The sequence below is a fragment of the Burkholderia sp. Ac-20353 genome (assembly GCF_017104785.1).
Lineage (GTDB): Bacteria > Pseudomonadota > Gammaproteobacteria > Burkholderiales > Burkholderiaceae > Burkholderia.
The window spans coordinates 15,858-34,762 of sequence record NZ_JAAGPL010000063.1 but is presented as its reverse complement, the minus strand read 5'-3'; the positions used below and the strand labels follow the sequence as shown (position 1 = coordinate 34,762).

Genomic DNA, 18,905 nt, shown 5'->3' with positions numbered 1-18,905 from the left:
AGGTATTCCTTCGTTTCGACGATGGGGTATCTGTCGAAAGAAATGTAAGGAATACTAAGATGACATACGAGATACACGGGCCTCCTCAATCGCTGCGCCCGTCAGCGTCCCACGCGTAACGCGCGGCATCCGCCGCATTTCGCGCACCGAAGAACCCTTCTAAAGACTGCCACGATGAAATCCTTGCATGCCATGTCGGCCGTGCTGGCCGCGCTCGCCCTGACGACGTCCGCCGCACACGCCGTTTCCGTTCCGTCGAACGTCGCGCTCGCCGCGCAGCAGGACCTGACGCGTCAGGTGCCTGCGGAAATCGAGTCGCTCGATCCCGCTCATATCGAGTCGTGGACCGGCAACACGATCGGCCTCGACCTGTTCGAAGGGCTCGCGCGCATCGACGCGGCCGGCCAGGTCGTGCCGGGCGTCGCGCTGTCGTGGGAGCGCAAGTCGCCCGACACGTGGGTGTTCAAGCTGCGCCACGATGCGAAGTGGAGCAACGGCCAGCCGGTGACGGCCGCCGATTTCGTCTATTCGTGGCAGCGCCTCGTCGATCCGAAGACGGGCTCGAAGTACACGATCCTCGTCGAGTTCGTGAAGAACTCGAAGGACATCATCGCAGGCAAGGCCGCGCCTGCGACGCTCGGCGTGCGCGCCGTCGATCCGTACACGCTCGAAGTGACGACCGACGTGCCCGTCGCGTTCTTCCCCGAGCTGACCGCGATGGTGCCGCTCGCGCCGGTGAACAAGGACAATATCGCGAAGTTCGGCGACGCGTGGACGCGCCCGGGCAACATCGTCAGCAACGGTGCGTACCAGCTCGTCGACTGGCAGCCGAACAACCGCATCGTGATCTCGAAGGATGCGAAGTACTGGAACGCACCGAAGGTCGTGATCAACAAGGTCACGTACCTGCCGATCGAGAGCGACGAGACGGCGATGCGCATGTACCAGGCCGGCCAGATCGACTACAGCTACTCGATCCCGTCGGGGATCTTCCAGCAGGTCAGCAAGCAGTTCGGCGGCGAACTGCGCCCGGGCCTGCAGCTCGCGACCTACTACTACTACCTGAACAACAGCGATCCGGCGCTGAAGGACAAGCGCGTGCGCCAGGCATTGTCGATGGTGCTCGATCGCGACGTGCTGACGTCGAAGCTCACGCAGGCCGGCGAGAAGCCGATGTACGGCCTGATGCCGAACGGCACGAAGGGCGTGCAGCCGTTCACGCCGGACTGGGCGTCGTGGCCGATGGCCAAGCGCGTCGAGACCGCGAAGAACCTGCTGAAGGAGGCCGGCTATTCGGACGCGAAGCCGCTGTCGTTCACGCTGACGTACAACACCAACGACCTGCACAAGAAGGTCGCGCTGTTCGCGGCGTCGGAATGGCGCACCAAGCTCGGCATCAACACGAAGCTCGAGAACGTCGAGTTCAAGGTGCTGATGAAGCAGCGGCATGACGGCAAGGTGCAGATCGCGCGCGACGGCTGGTTCGCCGACTACAACGACGCGATGTCGTTCTTCGACCTGATCCGCTGCGGCAGCTCGCAGAACACCGTCGGCTACTGCAACAAGCAGGCCGATGCGCTGGTCGAGGAAGGCAACCAGAAGCTCGACGACAAGGCGCGCGCCGCGCTGCTCACGCAGGCACACGACATGGCGCTGACCGACACGCCGATGGTGCCGCTGTTCCAGTACTCGGCCGACCGTCTCGTGAAGCCGTACGTCGGCGGCTATTCGCTGAAGAACGTGATCGACATGCGTGCTTCGCAGGACATGTACCTGATCAAGCACTGAGCGGAGCGATCATGCTGGCCTACGCACTGAGACGCACGTTGTGGGCGGTGCCGACGATCCTCGCGGTCGTCACCGTCTGCTACCTGCTGCTGCACTTCACGCCCGGCGGTCCGTTCGACACGGAAAAGCAGCTGTCCGCTGCGACGCTCGCGAACCTGAACGCGAAGTACCACCTCGACGCACCGCTGTGGAAGCAGTACCTGATGTATCTCGACGCGCTGCTGCATGGCGATCTCGGCCCGTCGTTCCGCTACGTCGACTGGTCGGTCAACGATCTGGTGAAGAAGGCGCTGCCGGTGAGTCTCGGCGTGGGCGGCATCTCGATCCCGATCTCGATCGGGTGCGGCGTGCTGCTCGGCACCGTCGCGGCGGTGCGCCGCGACAGCTTCATCGACCGCGTCGTGATGCTGATCGGCAACTTCGGCAACGTCGTGCCGCCGTTCGTGCTCGGCCCCGTGCTCGTGTGGATCTTCGCGATCCTGCTGAAGACGTCGTCCGGCAACGGCTGGCTGCCGGCCGGCGGCTGGGGCAACGGTGACTGGCAGTACCGCGTGCTGCCGGTCGTGCTGCTGTCGTTCATCAACATGTCGCTGCTCGCACGCGTGATGCGCGGCTCGATGATCGAGACGCTGTCGAGCAACTACATCCGCACCGCACGCGCGAAAGGGCTGCCCGGCTCGACGATCGTGCTGCGCCACGCGCTGAAGCCCGCGCTGATGCCGGTCGTGTCGCTGTTCGGCACGGTCTGCATCTCGTCGATCACCGCGGCCGTCGTCACCGAATCGGTGTTCGCGCTGCCGGGGCTCGGGCAGCTCGTCGTGAACGGCGCGATCAACCGCGACTACACGCTGGTGCTCGGCCTCGTCGTGCTGACGACCGTCTGCGCGGTGCTGTTCAACCTGCTGGTCGACCTCGCGTACGCGTGGCTCGACCCGCGTATCCGTTATTGAGCGAGGCGCACCATGACGCCGACTACTCCCATCGTCAGCCTGCCCGTGCAGGCCGACACGCCGCCGCGCTCGCGCACGCCGCTGGCGCTCGCGATGTCCCGCTTCCTGCATAACCGCGCGGCGGTCCTGAGCCTCGTGCTGCTCGCGCTGATCACGCTCGCGTGCCTGCTTGGCCCGCTCCTGCTCACGGCTGATCCGGCCGCGAGCGACTGGGCGTCGATCAGCCTCGCGCCGACCTGGGCGAACCAGCACTGGTTCGGCACCGACGAACTCGGCCGCGACCTGCTCGTGCGCACGCTGATCGGCGGCCGCGTATCGATCGAGGTCGGCCTGCTCGGCACGCTCGTGTCGGGCCTGTTCGGCGTCGCGTGGGGCGCGACCGCGGGCTTCGCCGGCGGCCGCGTCGACGCGGTGATGATGCGCATCGTCGACATGATGTACGCGATTCCGTATCTGTTGATCGCCATCCTGATGATGACGCTGTTCGGCCGCTCGTTCATCCTCGTCGTGCTGACGATCAGCGCGTTCTCGTGGATCGACATGGCGCGCGTCGTGCGCGGCCAGACGCTGTCACTGCGCAATCGCGAGTTCGTCGATGCGGCGCGCGCGATCGGCGTGTCGCCGGCGTCGATCGTGCTGCGCCACATCGTGCCGAACCTGCTCGGCGTGGTCGTCGTGTACGCGACGGTCACGGTGCCGGGCATCGTGCTGACCGAATCGGTGCTGTCGTTCCTCGGCCTCGGCGTGCAGGAGCCGATGACGAGCTGGGGCGTGCTGATCCAGGACGGCGCGCAGAAACTGGAATCGATGCCGTGGCTGCTGCTGTTCCCGGCCACGCTGCTGTGCGTGACGCTCTACTGCGTGAATTTCGTCGGCGATGGCCTGCGGGATGCGCTTGACCCGAAGGATCGCTGAAATGGCCGCACTACTCGAAGTCGACAACCTCGGCGTGCGCTTCACGCGCAAGGATGCGCCGCCGATCGACGCCGTCAGCGGCGTCTCGTTCACCCTCGAAGCGGGCAAGACGCTCGGCATCGTCGGCGAATCGGGCTCGGGCAAGAGCCAGACCGTGATGGCGCTGCTCGGCCTGCTCGCCGGCAACGGCACGACGAGCGGCGCGGCCCGCTATCGCGGCCAGGATCTGCTCGCGATGGATACGCGCGCGCTGAACAACGTGCGCGGCGACCGGATCGCGATGATCTTCCAGGATCCGATGACGTCGCTCAATCCGTTCCTGACGATCGAGCGGCAGATGACCGAAACGCTGCAGCTGCATCGCAAGCTGTCGCGCAAGGAAGCGACGAAGCGCGCGATCGAGGCGCTGGAATCGGTGCGCATTCCGGACGCGGCGCGCCGCATCCGGATGTATCCGCACGAATTCTCGGGCGGCATGCGGCAGCGCGTGATGATCGCGATGGCGCTGTTGTCGGAGCCGGAAATCCTGATCGCCGACGAGCCGACCACCGCGCTCGACGTGACCGTGCAGGCGCAGATCATCGACCTGCTGCGCGAGCTGAACCGCGAGCGCGGCACCGCGATCGTGCTGATCACGCACGACATGGGCGTGGTCGCGGGCCTCGCCGACGACGTGATGGTGATGTACGCGGGCCGCACCGTCGAATATGCGCCGGCCGAATCGATCTTCGCGGCGCCGTCGCATCCGTACACGATCGGCCTGCTCAACGCGCTGCCGCGCCTGACCGATGCCGACGATGCGCCGCTCGTCGCGATTCCCGGCAACCCGCCGATGCCGGGCACGGCGCCGGCCGGCTGCGCATTCGCGAAGCGCTGCGCGTATGCGGAGAGCCATTGCGGCGACGCGCGCCCGGCGCTCGAAACCTACAGCGCGGCCGGCGCGGTGCGTGCGTGCCACCGGCCGGTGGCGGAATTGACAGGAGGACTGCGATGAGCGTCATCGATCTCGAGCAGGGTGGATCGGCGGACGCGCTGCTGTCCGTCCAGGATCTGAAAGTGCATTTTCGCGTGCCGCTCGGCGGCTATCCGTGGTCGCCGAAAGGCACGCTGCGTGCGGTCGACGGCGTGTCGTTCGACGTGAAGCGCGGCGAGACCGTCGGGCTCGTCGGCGAATCCGGCTGCGGCAAGTCGACGCTCGCGCGCGCATTGATCGGCCTCGTGCCGATGACGGCCGGCAGCGTGAGCTGGCGCGGCGAGACGGTCGCGCCCGATCATCTGCGCGGCACCGCGATGCGGCGCGAAGTGCAGATGATCTTCCAGGATCCGCTTGCGTCACTCGATCCGCGGATGACGATCGAGCATATCGTCGCGGAACCGCTCATCACGCATCAGCCAGGCATCGGCCGTGCCGAGGTGCGCCGCCGGGTGGTCGCGATGCTGGAGCGGGTCGGGCTGAACGCGCATCACCTGCTGCGTTATCCGCATGAATTTTCCGGCGGGCAGTGCCAGCGCGTCGGGATCGCGCGTGCGCTGATCAGCGAGCCAAAGCTCGTGATCTGCGACGAACCGGTATCGGCGCTCGACGTGTCGATCCAGGCGCAGATCGTCAACCTGCTGCGCGATCTTCAGCGCGAACTGTCGTTGTCCTATCTGTTCGTCGCGCACGATCTCGCGGTGGTGAAGGCGATCAGCCAGCGCGTGCTCGTGATGTATCTCGGCCGCGTGATGGAGTTCGGCACGCGGCAGGACGTGTATCGCGTGCCGCAGCACCCGTACACGCGGGCGCTGCTCGACGCGGCGCCGACGCCGGAGCCGGCGCGCGAACGCGCACGGCGGCCGATGCTGCTCGCGGGCGAGATGCCGTCGCCGCTGAATCCGCCGTCGGGCTGTGCGTTCCGCACGCGCTGTCCGGTTGCGGTCGACGCGTGCGCACAGGACGTTCCGCGTCCGGAAGTGCGGCGCGGCTCGGCAGCACGCGTCGCGTGCATCCGCGCAGGCGCGGACTGACGCAGCCACAAGAACCAGGCAGGTCAACAGGGGTAAGTGCGGCGCGAATGATCTTCGCGCCGCGGGTACAGGCACGTCCTTAGCAGGGCGGCCGGGGTGGGGCCGGAAGCGGATCGCGACCGGCACAACGACATCAACACAATAAGAGAACCACGATGAAAAAACACAGGACGATCGGAAACGCATCGAAAATGCTGCTTGCGTGGGGATTGCCGGCGCTGGCCGGCGTCTCGATGACGGGCGCGGCTTACGCAGACGACGCGGCGCCCGCGCCGCTGACGGTGGCACAGGCCGCACCGGGCACGACCGTTGCGCAGGCAACGACGCCGAACGCGGTGGTCAACGCGGAAGCGCAGCAGGCAGTCATGCCGCCTGACGAGCCGTCGGCACAATCGAAGTCGAAGGGCTTCATTGCGGACAGTCACCTGAACTTCCTGTTCCGCAACTACGCGGACGTGCTCGACAGCAAGGGCGGGCCGCATCGCCATGCGTGGGTGCAGGGCGTGATGGCGAACTTCGAATCGGGCTACACGACCGGGCTGATCGGCATCGGCTTCGACGCGTCGCTGTATGCGGCGCTGAAGCTCGACGGCGGCAAGGGTGCGGGCAGCATGGTGCACATCGCGAAGGGCGGCGGCGGCTCGAACCAGCTCGCGTGGGCGTACCCCGGCATCTACGACGTGAAGATGCGCATCTCGAACACGGTGATCAAGTACGGTCTGCAGGCCGTCGACAACCCGTTCATGGAGCAGCACGACAACCGCGCGCTGCCGCCGACGTTCCTCGGCACGACGATCGTCAGCAACGAATTCAAGAACGTGATGCTCGAGGCGGGCAGCTTCACGAAGACCGACGCGCGCGGCCACACGACGCTGACCAACCTGACGACGCAGTATGGCGGCACGCGCATCAACCGGCTGACCTATGTCGGTGGCACGTGGGACTACTCGCCGAACGGCGAGCTCGCACTGTATGCGAACCAGGCCGACGACGTGTGGCACCAGTACTATGCATCGCTGAAGCACAGCATCGGCGATTCGAAGTCGATCAAGTGGACCGGCTTCGCAAACGTCTACTCGACGCACGACACGGGCGATGCGCTGCAGGGCAAGATCAACAACAACGCGTACAGCCTGTCGGTGGCCGCCCAGCATGGCGCGCATGAGCTGCTGCTCGGCTATCAGCAGGTGCTCGGCGACCAGTTCTTCGACTACCTGAACGAGACGAACGGCATCTTCCTCGTCAACTCGATGGACGTCGACTACAACGCGCCGCACGAAAAGTCGCTGCAGCTGCGCTACACGTTCTACGGCAAGGAAGCAGGCCTGCCCGGCTTCAAGGCGATGCTGTGGGGCGTGACGGGCTGGGGTGCGGACGCGAGCGCGGGCGCGGCGGCCGATCCGTCGAAGTCGAGCATCTACTGGGCGAACGGCGCGCCGGTGCAGGGCCGTCACCACGAGTTCGGCTTCATCCCGTCGTATACGTTCCAGAGCGGCAAGCTGAAGGATACGAAGGTCACGTTCATCGCGATGTGGCACAACGGCTCCGCACACTACTCGGATGCGACGAACCGCGAATATCGCCTCGTCGTGAACGTGCCGCTGAACGCGTTCTGATCGATCAGCGGGAAATCGGCGGAAGACACGCGCGCGGCGGTGGCGGCGCGCGTCACGCAGCCGGCGCTCAGGCCGGCTTGTGCAGGCCAGCGACAGCGCCGTCGACAGGCGGCGCGTCCGACCCGTCAATCGGGTATGAATAGAAGACGACGAATTTCTGCGCGAGCTTATCGCGCATGAATGTCAAAAACGTCGACGCAGAATTCCAAAATTTCGAACTAATCCTATAGACCACGCCTTCGATTTTGCCTGATAGTTGGCACCGCATATCAATTGCGGAGTTGAACAAATGATGACCAATTTGTTGACTGACGATCTTGACGCCACGCGGCGGCTGTTCGAAGGGCTCCTGGGTTTCAAGGTCGAGTTCGAGGCTGACTGGTTCGTCAGCATGAGAGCGCCAACGGGTGGGCAACTGGGGGTCATGGCACGCACCAGCGAATTCATTCCGAACGGGCACCAGAAGTTGCCGCAAGGCGTGATAATCACGATTGTTGTGGACGACGTCGAGCACCTGTTCGCAGCAGCGAAAGAGCTGAAACTCGACATACTCGAAGCCCCCCGAGATTTGCCCTACGGGCAGCGTCGAATGTTGCTTCTGGATGCCAGTGGTGCGCTGGTGGATGTGTCTTCGCCCACAGCACCTGTGGACCCACGCTACACAACCTGAAGGGCGGAAAGTACGTTAAGGCCGAAAACCTCGAGTGGACAACGCTGCGCTACGATCCCCTCGATCCGGAAGTGATGTCCGGTCCCTATCCCCCTAAACTTTGTCCGCCGCCGGGCGTTCAGGCCGGCTTGTGCAGACCGGCGACAGCGTCGTCGACAGGCGGCGCGTCTCCCAATCTCCCAGCAGCCTTCCTCCAAGGCATCGTCCGCGAGCGACTCGGGCCATACGTCGAGACTGCCGCGACGCGCGAGTGCGACGGTGAAGTCGGTATCGAGCAGGCGCTTCGCCATCGGCGCGCCCGACCCATCAATCGGGTATGAGTAGAAGACGACGAATGGCTGCGCGAGTTTATAGCGCATGAATGTCAAACATCGACGTCGGAGTCACGAAATTTCGAAATAGTCCTATAGACCGCACCTTCGTTTTTGCCTGATAGTTTGCATCGCATATCAATTTCAGGATCGTATGTATCGGTTTTAGTGTCTGGTTTGGCAATGCATCTTCGGGATGAGTGGACGAGACATTGTTAGCGACCTCCGGATCAAACACCAAAGACGAGGGCGAGATGTCGACATTTTATGCGGTAGTCGCGGGAGATCCGCTGGATAGCGGAGCCGGCAGCAAGGTAATCGAAGGAACGTCCGACTGGACCATTGAGGGGCCGGACGGTTTGCTCAGAGAGAAAACCTATCTCGGGCAGGAAGCATGGTGCGATGCGTGTAAGTCGGTTGGCGTGATCGTTGCGGCGCCCGGCGCACCGAATCATCTTCGTGAATACAACGAAAGGCTGGGTGCGCAGGGAGCATTCGGCGGAGACCTGGTGCGCTGCCAATGCGAACGCCCGCCGCGGATCATTGCGACTTACGCGCGTTGCTTCACATATGTCGACGAAGGCGACCATGTGGAAGGCGCTACCGAAGCATGGGCATCATCGTGGACGATGGCGTCGAGGCAATATGACGAACAATTCAGGTTGCGTGATCGGCGAACTCACCTGCCGCTCGCGAACGTCCACTATCGGATCAGAAGTGAGTCAGGCGAGATTTCGCGCGGTGTGACGGATTCCCTCGGGAATACCGAGCGAATCGTGCTAGCCGACTCGCGTTCGCTGATCTTTGAGATCGCACACGATCGAATCTGACGGATGTCGTTTTCTGGACGTCACTCGATTGTGGGTGGGCGTTAGTGATTCGAATTTTTCAATCAATGCAATCTGCAACGGAGTTCGAATGAGTGACGTGGAGTGGCTTGAGGTGGGACGAGGTGTGACTAACACGACGCCAAATTCGATCGTTGATGTTTTCTTGACTCTCGATGGTCCCCCTATCTGTCCGAACATGACAGATGCCGAATTTCGGCGAACTGTTTTGTCGTTGCGTGATCGCGCAGTTCAGGTGATCGATGGTCGGCTGCAACGATTTGCAGAGATGGGGCGTGTTGGAGCGCAAACATGTGGCAGTATGGTTCGGTTCTGACGATGAAGCGAAACGACAGCATTTGCTTAAAGGTCTCGCGGCGTTGAATCGGGTCATGCGCGATCTAGGACCAATGAACTTTGTCCGGCGCTCCGCCGACATTGATCGGTATCTCGGTTGCATGCCGAACAACAAGCATCCTGACGGTGTGGTCGCGCACGTCTGCGGTCCCGATACCGCGACGCATACAATTAGCATCCACCCGAATTTTTGTGAAATGCGGGCGGTTTCAAGCACGAAAGATTCCATGCTTTCAACGCTGATTCACGAATGCACACATTTTGCTGATACGTTCGGCTCCAAGGATCACCGATATACGATGCGAGCGTGTTTGAGTTTTGCGAGAACGCATCCGCATCTTGCAATCGAGAACGCCGATAGTCTCGTGGGGTACGTGATTTACGACGACTAGACCGGGACTACGGATGTGGACTTCGGGGGCAACCGGAGTGATCGGAAGAGTCGTGGACAATGAAGAAACTCTTGGTTTGCATGTTGTTGACCGGCGCTGTATCTTGCGCGTCGGCCTGTTCTCCCGTGCGCACGTGGGATGTGTCCTTTGAAAGGAACTCGGCCGAAATATCGAACAACGAGATCCTGCGATTGGCGAATTGGTTGAGCGACCTCCGGGTCAGATATACGAGCCTCGACCGCGCATCTATCGGCGGTCTTGCGGAGTCGGGTGAAGAGGCCGCAGCTGTATTAGCCAAGCGACGCGCGGAAAATGTCCGTCAATTTTTGACATCGTTCGGTCTTGGCACGGCATCTGTCGATATGAATGCGAGAGTCCACCGCCCTAGTGGTGTGACAGGTATTCGGGACAACGGACGACACGTAGAAATCGACGTCCTTCCGGAGTGTCCGCACGAATGTCCTTGTCAATGGGACGCTGGCCGCGAGTCGGGCGTTGCGCAATGATGGCGTGCGAGGTGCGTGTCGGATCGAAGCCCACCAATGTCGACTTCGCTGCGAAACGGCCCGATGCAAAGATGTTTTGATCGAATGCGTCTGACGCAATCGCACCGCCGCCCGGCGTTCAGGCCGGCTTGTGCATTCCTGAAACGCTGTCGTCCGCGCGCGGAGTGTCGTTCGCAAGCGACGTGAGCTGGCGGCCCGTGTCGCGCCATGCGTCGAGGCCGCCGCGCAGCGCGAGCGCATCGGTGAAGCCCGCGTCGGCCAGGCGCTTCGCCATCAGCGCGGCCGACACTTCGTTCGGGCACGAGCAGTAAACAACGAACTTTTGCGTGAGCGGATAACGCGCGGCGATGTCGCCGATCTGACGCTCGTCGGCGAACTGCGCGCCGGGAATCGCGAACGGATCGAGCTTGCGGTGCTCGGCGGAGCGCACGTCGATGACGACCGGCGCGGCCGGGTCGCGCAGCAGCGCATCGAGTTCGTCGACGCCGATCCGCCCATGCGCGAGCTGGCGCAGCAGCGCGCGGCGGCGCATCCAGCGCACCGCCGCGTACAGCACAAGCAGCGCGGCGATGACCAGCAGCACCGCGTGGCCGAGCCGGCTCGCGCCGGCGAACAGCCAGTCGATCTGCTGGTGGAACACGACGCCGGCGACCAGACCGACGATCGTCCACAGTGCCGCGCCGAGTGCGTCGTAGCCCGCGAACGTGCGGTAGCGCGTGCCGAGCGCGCCGGCCATCGGCACCGACACGAGCGACAGCCCCGGGATGAAGCGGGCGACCGCAAGCACGCGCACGCCGTAGCGACCGAAGAAGCGCTCGGTTTTCCTCACGCAGCTGTCACGCGACAGCGACAGCCGGCAGATCGTCTTCAGTGTCGTGCCGCCGTAGCGGCGTCCGGCGACGTACCAGATCGTGTCGCCGATCAGCGCGCCGAGCACCGACAGCGCCAGCACCGTCACGAGCTGCGATCCGATCATGTCCGGATGCAGCGCGGCCATCGCGCCGAACAGCACGAGCGTTGGCATCGCCGGCACCGGCAGGCCGATTGCGGCGGCGAGCACGTTGGCGAACACGAGAAGCGGCCCATATTGGGCGACGAGGTCACGGAGCATGACGACTGCTGAAAAGGGAGGCGCACTGAAAATGCGTAGATGAGCCGATTATCGGCCATTTTCAAGACAGCGGCGGGAAAAGGAAAAAGCAGGAAGTACCGTGAAGGAGCGGGAATGAACGGAGATCAGCGGACGGGCGAATGCGTCGGTGAGCCGGCGCATCGGGCGTGGCTCACCGATCCTGGCGGGTCAGGAGGGGCTGCGTGCGAGCGACGCAGCGCCGTGGCTCTCGCCGGGCAGCTCGGCGCCTTGCGAACGGATCGCCGCGATCAGCTCGGCGGGCGTGATTTCGTAGCGGACCTCGCGATGGATGCCCGGCTTGCGTTCGTCAATATCGATCAACAGCACGCTCTTGCCGTCGCTGGTTGCTTCGAGCCGCAACGAGCGCAGCTCGCGACCGTCGGTCGGGTCGTGTTCGGTGAGCAAGGTCATTGCCCCGGATGAGCCGGTGGTGCGCATCGAACCTATCCTCGTATCGTTGGCGCCGTTATGGCGGAGATGTCGTTTTTACAAAACAGCTTGACGGAGTTTAACGCGAACAGGCGTCATGCACGGAGCATTTTCGAGAGAGGAAAAATAAGGGCGGCATCGGCGATCCTTCTGAGGTTTGGTGTTCGGGGATCGCCTATGCCGGCCCGCAGCCCGTCGTTCCGGATCGAGGTCACCGTGATACGAACATTCGTATGACAAATAGATGAATTCGGCTAAGCTCGAAGCTTTCCCCGGCACGGCAGCGACGCCCGATCCAGGGTAGCCGCGTGCGGCTTCCACCCGAGACCATCATGGCCGACATCACGATCCGACACACCGAGACGAAGGATATCGAAGCGATCCGCCAGATCGCCGCGCACCCCGCGGTCTATGCGAACACGCTGCAGCTGCCGTTTCCGTCCGTCGAAAAATGGACGCAACGCATCAACAACATACGCGAGCGGGGATTCAGCCTCGTCGCCGAACTCGACGGCGAGGTGGTCGGCCATCTCGGGCTCGATCCGGAACAGAATCCGCGCCGGCGCCACGTCGCGGGGTTCGGGTTGATGGTCAACGCGTTGCATCACGGGCGCGGTATCGGCAACCGGCTGCTCGCCGCCGCGATCGATCTGGCGGAAAACTGGCTGAACGTGACGCGCATCGAATTGACCGTGTACGCCGACAACCGCGCGGCGATCGCACTGTACGAGAAGCACGGCTTCCGGATCGAGGGCGAGTCGCCGGACTTCGCGCTGCGCGACGGCGAGTACGTCAGCACTTGCCACATGGCTCGGCTCAGGCGCACGGCCCGGCCGTCTTCCGGTAACGGCAGGAATCACGTCGCAACGGTCTCCGGTGGCGAATGACGATGCATGCGCAAGCCACGTGTCGTCCGCAGAGCCGGCGCGCGCATCTCTCCTCTTCTCCAATGGGTGTCGCGGGCCGGCATGACGATGCCCGTTCGGCAGCATTGCCGGGCGGGATCGATGATCGAGCCACGATCGTGCATGAAACGGATTCGCACGAATGCGCTGATCCGGAACGCGAATGCGTGTGGCGGGATTGAATTCAAATTCGCCAGATCGGATTCGCGTGCCCGAATCGTGAAATGAGACATTTCGAAGCATCAAATGAGACAAGATGAGGGGGGCGCGGATTGCGTGTTTCTTCGCATATTCGTCTAATAAAAGGTTTTTCAAAAAATAAGCGAATTTAATGAAAAATTTGACGATGTTTGACAAATAGTTGGCGGAAGTTTTACGGTTTCTGAAGATTCCGTCTCAAAATTGGTGGCTATAATCCGTTCGCGATTTTGATAAAAATGAGTTGATTTAATTCCGGTCGATCCATGGGTGGGCGGATTCCGGAAATCATCAAATGCCATCAATCGCATAGAACGTGGGTGACGACCGAGGGCTGACCACTCGTCACGATCGTACACTTATTAAAGCAGAGCCGGCCGAGATTAAGCGGGGCGTTCAAGGACGCAATAAATCCCGCAGGCCGTGCACGCGAGAAGAGAGACCAATTTGCTACGGGAAAGCATCAAAATGCCGCGGAAAATCCTGTCCGTATTCGGCGCTCGACCGCAAGCCATCGGGATGGCGCAGGTCGTCAACGCAATTGCGATTGCGCCGGAACTCGAATCAATCGTTCGTGTGAACGACCTCATGCGCCCTGATGGCCCGGGGAAATAGTCCCGTCTGCCATCGACTTCGTCAGCGATCCGTCATTCGCCTGGCGAAACCGTCGAAAGTAAATCCGTAAGGCCGCGCGAGCGGCACCGATAACACGGCAATCGACCCGAGAGCCGGCGATCGTCCGCGTCGACGCGGAGGAACCGCTGCGCCCTGATTCCAGGCGAATTTTCTCGTGCCAGACCGATCAGCGATCGCTGCCGTGTTTTTCAAGAGTCCGTGAAGATTCGCAGTACTGATTGCCAACCAATGCAACGCAACGTGGAAAAGGGGAAATACTGTATGGAGAAGAAGCAGATTTCGATGCTCGTGACGGCGATGTTCGCCGGTGTCGGCATCATGAGCGCGGGTATCGTTCATGCACAACAGAGCATCAACTTCGTCAACCGCGGCAATCCGGACAACGCGCTCAACGGGGGGTGCATCGACGGCTCGAACCCGCTTTGCGTCGCAACGAATAGCGGCCAGTATGTCGCGGTGAGCACCGCGAGCTATACCGCGGGCAATAACTCGAAAGCCGGCGCCGGCGGTATCGCGATCGGCGATCGGGCCAACGCGAACAGCAAGGACACCAGCGGCAACGGCGGTGGCGCAACCGCGATCGGCACGGGCGCGCAGGCGATCGCCAACTCGGCGACGGCAATCGGCACGGTCGCCCTCGCACAAGGCAACACGGCACTCGCGATCGGTCGTCAATCGGCCGCGATCGGCGACTATTCGATGGCGCTCGGCAACGTCGCCGATGCGCATGGGAAGAGCTCGATTGCACTCGGTCATTCGGCACTCGCGCAAGGCGACCGCTCGGTCGCAATCGGCGGCGCCAATCCGACGACGAGCGACGGCGTGTCGGGCGGCGCATCGTACGACGCAGCCACGCAGACGCGCGCGGGCGGCACGCAGTCCGTCGCGATCGGCGCGGGCGCTCAAACGAACGGCGACAATCAGATTGCGATCGGCTCGGGTAGCGTCGGCGCGAACAACAACACGAGCCAGCCGGTGTTCGGCGGCACGGCCGCGCCGGTTGGCGGCGCGGTTTCGTTCGGTGCGGTCGGCAAGGAACGTCAGCTGAAGAACGTCGCGGCTGGCGTGGACAGCACGGATGCCGTCAACATTTCGCAATTGAAGTCGGTCAACGATGGCCTGACGACGAGCATCAACAACGTCGATTCGCGCGTGACGAACCTGAGCACGACGGTCGGCGGCCAGATCACGAACCTCAACTCGTCGCTGTCGACGGCGACGACCAATATCACCAACCTGCAAGCGGCCGACCAGCTGAACGTGAAGTACACGGACAGCACGCATACCGCAGTCTCGCTCGACGGCAGCGGCGGCACGACGATCAGCAACGTCAAGGCGGGTGTTGCCGACACGGACGCGGTGAACGTCGGCCAGCTGAACGGCGGTTTGTCGTCGCTCAGCACGAGCGTGACGAACAACGTCAACACGCAGATCACCAACGTCGGCTCGTCGCTGAGCACGTCGATCGTCAATGCGACGAAGGATGCGGTTCAATATGACAGCAGCGCGCACGACAGCGTGACGCTCGGCGGCACGAGCGCGACGTCGCCGGTCGCGCTGCACAACGTGGCGGCGGGCACGGCCGACACGGACGCGGTGAACGTCAAGCAACTGAACGGCGGCATCAGCACCGCGGTTGCACCGATCACCCAGAACATCACGAACCTTCAGACCTCGCTCAGCACGACCAATCAGACGGTCAACAACCTGAACACGAGCGTCACGAACCTCAATACGTCGCTGAGCACGGCCACGTCGAACATCACGCAACTGCAACAGGCGGATACGCGCAACGTGAAGTACGACGGCCAGTCGGGCTTCGATACGGTGACGCTGCAGGGCACGAACGGCACGACGATCAAGAATGTCGCGGATGGCAAGGATGTGCACGACGCGGTGAACGTCGGCCAGCTGAACGGCGGCCTGTCGTCGCTCAGCACGAGCGTGACGAACAACGTCAATACGCAGATCAGCAACCTCAGCACGACGATCAACAGCCAGATCGGCGAGGCCACGAAGAATGCGGTGCAGTACGACAACGACGCGCACACGAGCGTCACGCTTGGTGGCCAGGGTGCGAGCGCCCCGGTAAGCCTGCACAACGTTGCGGACGGTGTGGCAAATAACGATGCGGTCAACGTCGGTCAGTTGAACGGTGCGATTTCGCCGATCCAGACGTCGCTGTCGTCGGCGGTGACGAACATCACCAACCTGCAAGGCAATGTGACCAACCTGAGCACGTCGCTCGGCACGACCAACCAGAACGTCACGAACCTGAGCACGAGCCTGGCCGGCACGCAGACGGACGTGTCGAACCTGCAGGCGGCCGACAAGCGGAACGTCAAGTATGACGGCGCGGAAGGTTTCGAAACCGTCACGCTCGCAGGCCCGAACGGCACGAAGCTGACGAACGTCAAGGCGGCCGAACTGTCGGCGACGAGCACCGATGCGGTGAACGGCTCGCAACTGTACGCAACCAACCAGACGGTTGCGAAGCAGGGCGACTCGATCACGCAGATCGGCGGGCAAGTCACGCAGAACACGACCCACATCGGCGCGCTGCAACAGGATGCGCTGCAATGGTCGGCATCGGCTGGCGCATACGATGCTTCGCACGGCAGCGGTTCAGCACAGAAGATCACGAATGTCGCAGCGGGCGATGTGTCGACCACGAGCACGGACGCGATCAACGGCGCACAACTGAAGCAGGTGCAGGACCAGCTCAACACGCAAGTCGGCGTGGCGACGAAGAACGCGGTCGTGTACGACACGGACGCGAACGGCAACCGCGTGAACTCGGTGACGCTCGCCGGCGGGGTAACTGGCCCGGTGAAGATCACGAATGTCGCGCCGGGTTCGCTTGACGCGAAGAGCACCGATGCGGTCAACGGTTCGCAGCTGTACGCGACGAACCAGAACGTCGCGACGCAGACGACGCGTGTGGACAATCTGACGACGAACGTGTCGACGCTGACGAGCAATCTGTCGACGACGAACACGAACGTCACGAACCTGCAGCAAGCGGACAAGCTGAACGTCAAGTACGACGGAAGCGACAAGAACACGGTCACGCTTGGCGGCGCGGGTCATGCGCCGGTCAAGCTGTCGAACGTGGCTGATGGTGTCGCGAACAACGATGCCGTCAACGTCGGTCAACTGTCGAAGGCAACCGGCAATCTGCAACAGCAGATCAGCACGCAGGGCAACACGATCACGTCGATCGACCAACGTGTGACGACGAACACGACCAACATTTCGGCGCTCAAGCAGGATGCGCTGCAATGGAATGCGACGCTCGGCGCGTATGACGCGAGCCACGGAAGCGCTGCGCCGCAGCAGATCGCCAACGTTGCGCAAGGCGTGAAGGGCACCGACGCGGTCAACGTCGATCAGCTGAATGACGCGGTGAAAACCGGTGTCGGCGCACTCGATTCGCTCGCGGTGAAGTACGACGATTCGAGCAAGCGGCAGGTTTCGCTCGGCGCCGGCAACGGCGGCGTTCCGGTGCGCGTGACGAATGTCGCGGAAGGCGGCGTCTATGTCGGCAGCAATGACGCGGTGAACGGCTCGCAACTGCGCTATTCGACCGACAGCGTCGCGGCTGCGCTTGGCGGCGGTGCAACGGCGAACACGAACGGTTCGATCAATGCGCCGAAGTACGACGTCGGCGGCGGTACGTTCAACAACGTCGGCGACGCGCTCAGCAACATCGACGGTCGCGTTGCGGGCAACACGACGACGATCCAGAACCACGAAACGCGCATCAGCAACGCCGAAACGAACATCGTCAACAACACGACGGCGATCGCAGGCTTGCAGAAGGACGCGCTGCAGTTCGATCCGAGCATCGGCGCGTACAACGCAGCGCGCGGCGGCGCGGCAACGAAGATCACCAACGTGGCCGACGGCAGCGTCGCGGCGGGCAGCACTGATGCAGTGAATGGCGGTCAGTTGTTCGGCGTGAAGTCGGATCTTGAACAGCAGATCACGAACGTGTCGAACCAGACCGGGGAGGCCGTGAAGAATGTCGTGAAATACGACGTGGACGCGAACGGCAAGCGCCTGAATTCCGTTTCGCTCGTCGGTGGTGACACGGCCTCGCCAGTTGTGCTGAAGAACGTCGCAGCGGGCGTGGACGATACCGATGCGGTGAACGTGAAGCAGTTGAAGGGCGTGCAGTCGAGCCTCAACCAGCTTGGAGCACTGGCGGTCACGTACGACGACAGCTCGAAGAGCATCATCACGCTCGGCGGTGGATCGGGTGGCACGAAGATCACGAACGTGCAGGCCGGTACGCTCAGCGCAACGAGCACGGACGCGGTGAACGGTTCGCAACTCTACGCGACGAATCAGCAAGTCACGAAGAACACGACCGACATCACGAACCTGCAGCAGAACGTGACCAACGTGACGAACGGCAAGGCCGGCCTCGTGCAGCAGCAGGATCCGAACGGCCAGATCACGGTCGGCGCGGGGACGGGCGGTACGTCGGTGAACTTCGCCAACGGTTCGAACGCGGATCGCGTGCTGACGGGTGTTGCAGCGGGCGTCAACAGCAATGATGCGGTGAACGTCGGCCAGCTCAACAACGCGCTCAAGGACGTCAAGACCAATCAGGACATCAAGGCTGCAGCCACCGATGCGAATACGACCTGGATCGCGCGTGCGGATGCGGGCTCGTTCGGGTCGACGTCAACCGCAACCGGCAAGAACTCGGTGGCGGTGGGCCAGGGCTCGGTCGCGGATCGCGACAACTCGTTCTCGGTCGGTGCGAAGGGCAATGAGCGTCAGGTCACCAACGTTGCGGCCGGTACGGCGCCGACCGATGCGGTGAACGTGCAGCAGCTGAACGACAACGTCGCGGCGTCGTCGGCGGCATCGCGCAGCTACACGGATCAGCGCGTCGGCCAGGTGTACAACGACCTGAACACCGTCAAGAAGGACATGTTGGGCGGCGTTGCATCGGCGATGGCGGTTGCCGGTCTTCCGCAACCGACGGCGCCGGGTCGTTCGATGGTGTCGGCAGCAACGGCGAACTACCGTGGCCAGCAAGGCTTCGCGGCGGGTTACTCGTATGTGACGCAAAACGACAAGTGGGTCGTCAAGGCGTCCGTTACGGGCAACACGCGCTCGGACTTCGGCGCGGTGGTTGGCGCGGGCTACCAGTTCTGACGCAAGCTGTCTCGTGACGACGCACTTTCATCGCGTGCGTGGCTAGCGGATGTTGCGTGCCCGTCCGGGCAAGCAACATCCGCGGACGCTGCAG

Annotated in this window: 14 protein-coding genes; 12 read left to right on the top strand and 2 right to left on the bottom strand. The window is 62.9% G+C overall.

What is annotated here, in order from left to right; genetic code table 11:
* The first annotated feature begins 174 nt into the window (after positions 1-174).
* From G3N94_RS19385 to G3N94_RS19340, 10 genes are all read left to right on the top strand, one after another.
* Positions 175-1,788, top strand: a complete 1,614-nt coding sequence (locus tag G3N94_RS19385; RefSeq protein WP_205794197.1) for a peptide ABC transporter substrate-binding protein — start codon at positions 175-177, stop codon at positions 1,786-1,788.
* A gap of 11 nt (positions 1,789-1,799) precedes the next feature.
* Positions 1,800-2,738, top strand: coding sequence for an ABC transporter permease subunit (locus G3N94_RS19380; RefSeq protein WP_205794196.1), 939 nt, complete (start codon positions 1,800-1,802; stop codon positions 2,736-2,738).
* A 12-nt stretch (positions 2,739-2,750) separates the two neighbouring features.
* A complete protein-coding gene (locus G3N94_RS19375) occupies positions 2,751-3,653 on the top strand; it encodes an ABC transporter permease subunit (RefSeq protein WP_205794195.1) in 903 nt (300 codons plus the stop codon).
* 1 nt (position 3,654) lies between these two features.
* On the top strand, positions 3,655-4,647 hold the full coding sequence (locus G3N94_RS19370) for an ABC transporter ATP-binding protein (RefSeq protein ID WP_205794194.1): 993 nt from the start codon (positions 3,655-3,657) through the stop codon (positions 4,645-4,647).
* Positions 4,644-5,660 carry an oligopeptide/dipeptide ABC transporter ATP-binding protein gene (locus G3N94_RS19365; protein WP_205794193.1) on the top strand — a complete coding sequence of 339 codons (1,017 nt, stop codon included), beginning with the start codon at positions 4,644-4,646 and terminating at the stop codon, positions 5,658-5,660. The genes G3N94_RS19370 and G3N94_RS19365 overlap by 4 nt, the downstream gene beginning before the upstream one ends.
* 155 nt (positions 5,661-5,815) lie before the next feature.
* The gene (locus tag G3N94_RS19360) at positions 5,816-7,276 is read left to right on the top strand and encodes an OprD family porin (RefSeq protein ID WP_205794192.1); all 1,461 of its coding nucleotides are present in this window, start codon (positions 5,816-5,818) and stop codon (positions 7,274-7,276) included.
* A gap of 289 nt (positions 7,277-7,565) precedes the next feature.
* Complete coding sequence (locus G3N94_RS19355; RefSeq protein WP_205794191.1) at positions 7,566-7,946, top strand: VOC family protein; 381 nt, start codon at positions 7,566-7,568, stop codon at positions 7,944-7,946.
* Between the two features lie 565 nt (positions 7,947-8,511).
* The gene (locus tag G3N94_RS19350; RefSeq protein ID WP_205794190.1) at positions 8,512-9,087 is read left to right on the top strand and encodes a hypothetical protein; all 576 of its coding nucleotides are present in this window, start codon (positions 8,512-8,514) and stop codon (positions 9,085-9,087) included.
* 260 nt (positions 9,088-9,347) lie between these two features.
* Positions 9,348-9,833, top strand: a complete 486-nt coding sequence (locus G3N94_RS19345; protein WP_241021948.1) for a M35 family metallo-endopeptidase — start codon at positions 9,348-9,350, stop codon at positions 9,831-9,833.
* A 59-nt stretch (positions 9,834-9,892) separates the two neighbouring features.
* Positions 9,893-10,339 carry a hypothetical protein gene (locus G3N94_RS19340; RefSeq protein ID WP_205794189.1) on the top strand — a complete coding sequence of 149 codons (447 nt, stop codon included), beginning with the start codon at positions 9,893-9,895 and terminating at the stop codon, positions 10,337-10,339.
* 118 nt (positions 10,340-10,457) lie between these two features.
* Here the strand turns inward: G3N94_RS19340 and G3N94_RS19335 are convergent, their stop codons facing one another.
* Together G3N94_RS19335 and G3N94_RS19330 are read right to left on the bottom strand one after the other, a co-directional pair.
* Positions 10,458-11,450: a DedA family protein/thiosulfate sulfurtransferase GlpE gene (locus tag G3N94_RS19335; RefSeq protein WP_205794188.1), complete on the bottom strand. Its 993-nt coding sequence runs from the start codon at positions 11,448-11,450 to the stop codon at positions 10,458-10,460.
* 189 nt (positions 11,451-11,639) lie between these two features.
* Entirely contained in the window at positions 11,640-11,909 is a 270-nt protein-coding gene (locus G3N94_RS19330) for a hypothetical protein (RefSeq protein WP_205794187.1), read from the bottom strand.
* 323 nt (positions 11,910-12,232) lie between these two features.
* Between G3N94_RS19330 and G3N94_RS19325 the strand changes: the two genes are divergently transcribed.
* Together G3N94_RS19325 and G3N94_RS19320 are read left to right on the top strand one after the other, a co-directional pair.
* A complete protein-coding gene (locus G3N94_RS19325) occupies positions 12,233-12,787 on the top strand; it encodes a GNAT family N-acetyltransferase (RefSeq protein ID WP_205794186.1) in 555 nt (184 codons plus the stop codon).
* 1,113 nt (positions 12,788-13,900) lie between these two features.
* Positions 13,901-18,811 carry a YadA-like family protein gene (locus G3N94_RS19320; protein ID WP_205794185.1) on the top strand — a complete coding sequence of 1,637 codons (4,911 nt, stop codon included), beginning with the start codon at positions 13,901-13,903 and terminating at the stop codon, positions 18,809-18,811.
* The last annotated feature ends 94 nt before the right edge of the window (positions 18,812-18,905 follow it).

What these genes read in the sequence shown, in the direction of transcription:
- G3N94_RS19375 (WP_205794195.1), top strand. Translation starts at nt 2,751, where the DNA reads ATGACGCCGACTACTCCCATCGTCAGCCTGCCCGTGCAGGCCGACACG.
- G3N94_RS19335 (WP_205794188.1), bottom strand. Translation starts at nt 11,450, where the DNA reads ATGCTCCGTGACCTCGTCGCCCAATATGGGCCGCTTCTCGTGTTCGCC.
- G3N94_RS19360 (WP_205794192.1), top strand. Translation starts at nt 5,816, where the DNA reads ATGAAAAAACACAGGACGATCGGAAACGCATCGAAAATGCTGCTTGCG.
- G3N94_RS19365 (WP_205794193.1), top strand. Translation starts at nt 4,644, where the DNA reads ATGAGCGTCATCGATCTCGAGCAGGGTGGATCGGCGGACGCGCTGCTG.
- G3N94_RS19355 (WP_205794191.1), top strand. Translation starts at nt 7,566, where the DNA reads ATGATGACCAATTTGTTGACTGACGATCTTGACGCCACGCGGCGGCTG.
- G3N94_RS19380 (WP_205794196.1), top strand. Translation starts at nt 1,800, where the DNA reads ATGCTGGCCTACGCACTGAGACGCACGTTGTGGGCGGTGCCGACGATC.
- G3N94_RS19370 (WP_205794194.1), top strand. Translation starts at nt 3,655, where the DNA reads ATGGCCGCACTACTCGAAGTCGACAACCTCGGCGTGCGCTTCACGCGC.
- G3N94_RS19325 (WP_205794186.1), top strand. Translation starts at nt 12,233, where the DNA reads ATGGCCGACATCACGATCCGACACACCGAGACGAAGGATATCGAAGCG.
- G3N94_RS19345 (WP_241021948.1), top strand. Translation starts at nt 9,348, where the DNA reads ATGGTCGGCTGCAACGATTTGCAGAGATGGGGCGTGTTGGAGCGCAAA.
- G3N94_RS19330 (WP_205794187.1), bottom strand. Translation starts at nt 11,909, where the DNA reads ATGCGCACCACCGGCTCATCCGGGGCAATGACCTTGCTCACCGAACAC.
- G3N94_RS19385 (WP_205794197.1), top strand. Translation starts at nt 175, where the DNA reads ATGAAATCCTTGCATGCCATGTCGGCCGTGCTGGCCGCGCTCGCCCTG.
- G3N94_RS19340 (WP_205794189.1), top strand. Translation starts at nt 9,893, where the DNA reads ATGAAGAAACTCTTGGTTTGCATGTTGTTGACCGGCGCTGTATCTTGC.
- G3N94_RS19350 (WP_205794190.1), top strand. Translation starts at nt 8,512, where the DNA reads ATGTCGACATTTTATGCGGTAGTCGCGGGAGATCCGCTGGATAGCGGA.
- G3N94_RS19320 (WP_205794185.1), top strand. Translation starts at nt 13,901, where the DNA reads ATGGAGAAGAAGCAGATTTCGATGCTCGTGACGGCGATGTTCGCCGGT.